The following is a 3,699-nucleotide window of genomic DNA, read 5'->3' as shown; positions in this document are numbered from 1 at the left end:
CCCGGGTCGGGGCGTGCGGAGCGGCGCCGCCCCCCCCCCCCCCGCCCGCCCCCCCCCCCCCCCCCCCCCCCCCCCCCCCCCCCCCCCCCCCCGCTACAGGGTGTTCAGCGGATCGGGAAGCTGTTGAAGTCGACGGAATTCGCCAATCGATTGTCGATCAGGCCAATAAAGCCTTGTACTTCAGGGCAGTTGAAATGCGATTGCATGGCCGCTTCCGATTGCCAGCGGGCGCTGACGGTCCAGCGGTTGCTGTCCTCTGGGCAGCGGTCGACCATATAGGAATCACAGCCCGGTTGCTGACGCAGGGTGTCGACAATCTTTTGCAGTTGCTTACCCAGTTCTTCCGAGCGGCCGGCGGCGGCCTGCACCTGTACGGTATTGATCACTTCGTTGGACATTGCTCACACTCCTGAATCAGGCCGGACGAATCCTGCTCACTGAGGGATAACGCTTACGCAGGATAGGCCTGCACCTGTGGACCGCCAATAGCCAATCGCTGGATAAAGCCGCAGACCAATCGATCAGGCCACCTGCTGCAAAATGTCGCGCAAACGGTCCAGGGCGATGTCGATGTCCAGGGTTTCGATGGCGCCAAAGCCCAGGAACAGCCCGGCCCGTGGCGCTTGCTGGTAGAAAAAGCTGTCGATAGCGTAGAGGCCGACTTCAACCTTTTTCGCCAGTTCGATCACCAACGGAATATCGATAGGCACTTTGCACATCACCACCATGTGAAACCCGGCCGTGGTGGGCACGGGTTCAAGCCAGGGCGAAAGGTCGCCCGCCATGCGCGACAGGATCCGCTCGCGACGTCCGGCATAGATCGTATGGCAGCGCCGGATGTGCTTGAGCAGGCAACCTTCGGCGATGAACTTGGCCAGCGCCCACTGGGGCAGGGTGGAGGTGTGCAGATCGGTCAGTTGCTTGGCGCGGATGACGGCTTCAAGAATCGCCGGCGGCAACACCGCATAACCGAGGCGCAGCTCCGGCAGCATGGTTTTCGAAAAGGTCCCGACGTAGGCGACGATGCCGCGCTCATCCATGCTTTGCAGTGAATCGGTCGGGCGGCCTTCGTAGCGAAACTCGCTGTCGTAATCGTCCTCGATGATGATTGCGCCCAACTCATAAGCCCGTTCCAGCAGCGCAACCCGGCGTGCCTGACTCATCGGCATGCCCAGCGGAAACTGGTGGGACGGCGTGACGTAAATCAGCCGGGTGCCCAAGGGAATCTTGTCCACCTCAATCCCTTCGGCATCCACCGGCACCCCGATCACCGTGGCCCCATGGGTGCCAAACAACAGGCGAGCCGGCGGATAGCCGGGGTCTTCCATGGCGACAATGCTGCCCGGACGGGTCAGCACCCGCGAGATCAGGTCCAGCGCCTGTTGCGCGCCATTGCACACCACCACGTCTTCGTCCTGGCAATTGACCCCACGGGAAAACGCGATGTGCCGGGCGATCGCGTTGCGCAGTGCCGGCAGGCCTTCGGGCAGGCTGTAGAAGCCCTTGGAACCGGCAATCTGGCGCAACGCGTGAGAGGTGCAGCGCCGCCAATCGTCCTGCGGAAACTGGCCTTTGCTGGTCGCCCCACCGATGAAGTCGTAGCGTAACGAGCCCTCCAGGGTCGGGTGGCGCAGAAACACCGGCAGGTTGCGCCAGGACTCGATCACCTCGAAGCTCGCCAGCTGCGAATGGCTTTGCTTGGGGGCGGCTTTGGCTGTCCGGGCGTTGACGAACGTGCCTTTGCCGATCACCCCGGTGAGGAAGTTCTCATAGGTCAGTTGCGCGTAGGTGTCGGAAATGGTCTTGCGCGAAATGCCCAGCTGTTCGGCCAGCAAACGGCTGGGTGGCAGTTGCGTCCCGGCTGCCAGGCGGCCGGATTCAATGGCGCTGCGCAGTTGGTTGTACAACTGGCCTGCCAGGTCCTTGCGGCCGTTGATGACAACATGAAGTTCCATACCGGCGAGGCTCCTGGAGCGATTGAGGCGCGTGTGCGTCGCGCCAGATTACCCGCATGAGCCGCCGTGCAGAAGTTGCGTGGGCGAAAAACCCGGGATTGGTCTGCCGCCGAATGGTCCACGGCTTTTTCGCCGAATTGGATCTGTAACGCCGCTGCGTCAGCGCCTACCTTGGGGGTCTTCATTTGATCCAAGAGGGTCACCCCATGAGTTCCCGCCTGGATTACTACAGTGCGTCGCCCAAAGCGATGAAAGCGATGATTGCCATGGAGGCCTTGACCAGCAACCTCAGTATCGAGCCAGCCTTGCTGCATCTGATCAAGATCCGCGCCTCGCAACTCAATGGCTGCGCCTTCTGCACCGACATGCATTCAGTGGACGCGCGCCGCCTTGGCGAGACGGATCGGCGCTTGTATTCGATTGTGGTGTGGCGCGACAGCGGCTTCTTCAACCCTCGTGAACGCGCGGCGCTGGCCTGGACCGAAGCGGTGACCTTGCTTTCCGAAAGCCATGTGCCGGATGACGTCTACGCCGTGGCGCGTGAGCAGTTCAACGAAAGCGAAATGGTCGACTTGACCATCGCGGTCACCACTATCAACAGCTGGAATCGCCTGGCGGTGAGTTTTCGGCAAAGCCCCAGCAGCTGAATCGATTTTCCGCCGTAGGTGTCACGTCAGGTTCATAAACGCTGCGCAGGATGAGGGCTTCAAGGATAGATCGACAGGAGTCATTGATGTCATTCATGGAATCCACCCACGCCGCCGGTATCGATCCGGTACTGGCGCAGTCTTTCCGGGTCAGCGCCCGTTGCGGCTGTTTCATGCAAGCGGCCCGCAGCCTCAACATCAAATCAACTCAGTTGCGCAAACACCTCGCGCAGCTCGAAACGCAATTGCAGTGTTCGCTGTTCAATCACCAGGACAACGGCCTGGCCTTGAGCCGTGAAGGGTTGCAGCTTCAGGCGCAATTGATCGCCCTGGCCCATGAACACGACGTGCCGGTGATCGAACAGCCGCTGATTCGGTTGGCTGTGGCCGAGTCGATCCTGCACGACATCCTGGGCCGCGATCTGGTCTCGTTGCTGCGACGCAACGCCAGCGTGCGCCTGGACATCATCACGCTGGACAGCGAACTGTCGCTGCGAGCGGTCAGTGCAGATGTGGTGCTGTGGCTGGCAGGCACCGAGTCACCGCTGCCGGGCCCGAGTTTCCCTGTCAGCGAGCCTCAGCCTTTGGCGCGACTGGATTATCTGCCGCATATCGCCAAACGTTATTCACGGGTAGCGGCCCGCCCCGACAGCCTCGATGACCTCGCTGACTTCATGTTGGTGCAATGGCAGCCTGATCGTCAGATCGAGAGTTTTCGGCCGTGGAATGGCGTGGTCGATCAGCGCCTGGCCGGCGTGGTGCAGTTGCATTCTTATGAGCTGATGCTGGAAATGATTCGTTGCAGCGCCTGCATTGGTTTGCTGCCCAATTACATGAGCCAGTTTGACAGGGGGCTGGTCGGGTTATCGGGGTTGTTCGACCAGCCGATGCAGCGCCAGGTGTGGATGGCGGTCAATGCCGAGTCTACGGGGCAGGCCGAGGTGCAGATGATCGTCGAACTGATTCACAACACCTTCAACGAGCGGCGGGAGTGGTTCGAAGCCTAACCCCGATCCAAACTGTGGGAGCGAGCCTGCTCGCGATAGCGTCGTAACATTCAATATCCAAGGTGACTGACCCGCCGCTATCGCGAGCAG

The 3,699-nt window shown here is 61.2% G+C and carries 4 protein-coding genes; 2 read left to right on the top strand and 2 right to left on the bottom strand.

From position 1 onward, the window contains the following. Window positions 1–104 precede the first annotated feature (104 nt). Both QMX98_RS33230 and QMX98_RS33225 read right to left on the bottom strand, forming a co-directional pair. Window positions 105–398, bottom strand: coding sequence for an antibiotic biosynthesis monooxygenase family protein (locus QMX98_RS33230; protein WP_010459887.1), 294 nt, complete (start codon window positions 396–398; stop codon window positions 105–107). Window positions 399–521: 123 nt separating this feature from the next. Next, the gene (locus tag QMX98_RS33225) at window positions 522–1,955 is read right to left on the bottom strand and encodes a PLP-dependent aminotransferase family protein (protein ID WP_010459888.1); all 1,434 of its coding nucleotides are present in this window, start codon (window positions 1,953–1,955) and stop codon (window positions 522–524) included. Window positions 1,956–2,161: 206 nt separating this feature from the next. Between QMX98_RS33225 and QMX98_RS33220 the strand changes: the two genes are divergently transcribed. Then, on the top strand, window positions 2,162–2,602 hold the full coding sequence (locus tag QMX98_RS33220) for a carboxymuconolactone decarboxylase family protein (protein WP_010459889.1): 441 nt from the start codon (window positions 2,162–2,164) through the stop codon (window positions 2,600–2,602). A gap of 86 nt (window positions 2,603–2,688) precedes the next feature. Beyond that, window positions 2,689–3,609 (top strand): LysR family transcriptional regulator, encoded by a 921-nt coding sequence (locus tag QMX98_RS33215; RefSeq protein WP_282412017.1) that lies wholly within the window; start codon window positions 2,689–2,691, stop codon window positions 3,607–3,609. Window positions 3,610–3,699 lie beyond the last annotated feature (90 nt).

The organism is Pseudomonas sp. PS02303 (assembly GCF_029959925.1).
Taxonomy (GTDB): Bacteria; Pseudomonadota; Gammaproteobacteria; order Pseudomonadales; family Pseudomonadaceae; genus Aquipseudomonas; species Aquipseudomonas mandelii.
The sequence above is the reverse complement of the archived record's forward strand: the minus strand, read 5'-3'. Positions and strand labels throughout refer to the sequence as shown.

Coding starts and splice junctions, on each gene's coding strand:
- QMX98_RS33220 (WP_010459889.1), top strand. CDS start 2,162: ATGAGTTCCCGCCTGGATTACTACAGTGCGTCGCCCAAAGCGATGAAA.
- QMX98_RS33225 (WP_010459888.1), bottom strand. CDS start 1,955: ATGGAACTTCATGTTGTCATCAACGGCCGCAAGGACCTGGCAGGCCAG.
- QMX98_RS33230 (WP_010459887.1), bottom strand. CDS start 398: ATGTCCAACGAAGTGATCAATACCGTACAGGTGCAGGCCGCCGCCGGC.
- QMX98_RS33215 (WP_282412017.1), top strand. CDS start 2,689: ATGTCATTCATGGAATCCACCCACGCCGCCGGTATCGATCCGGTACTG.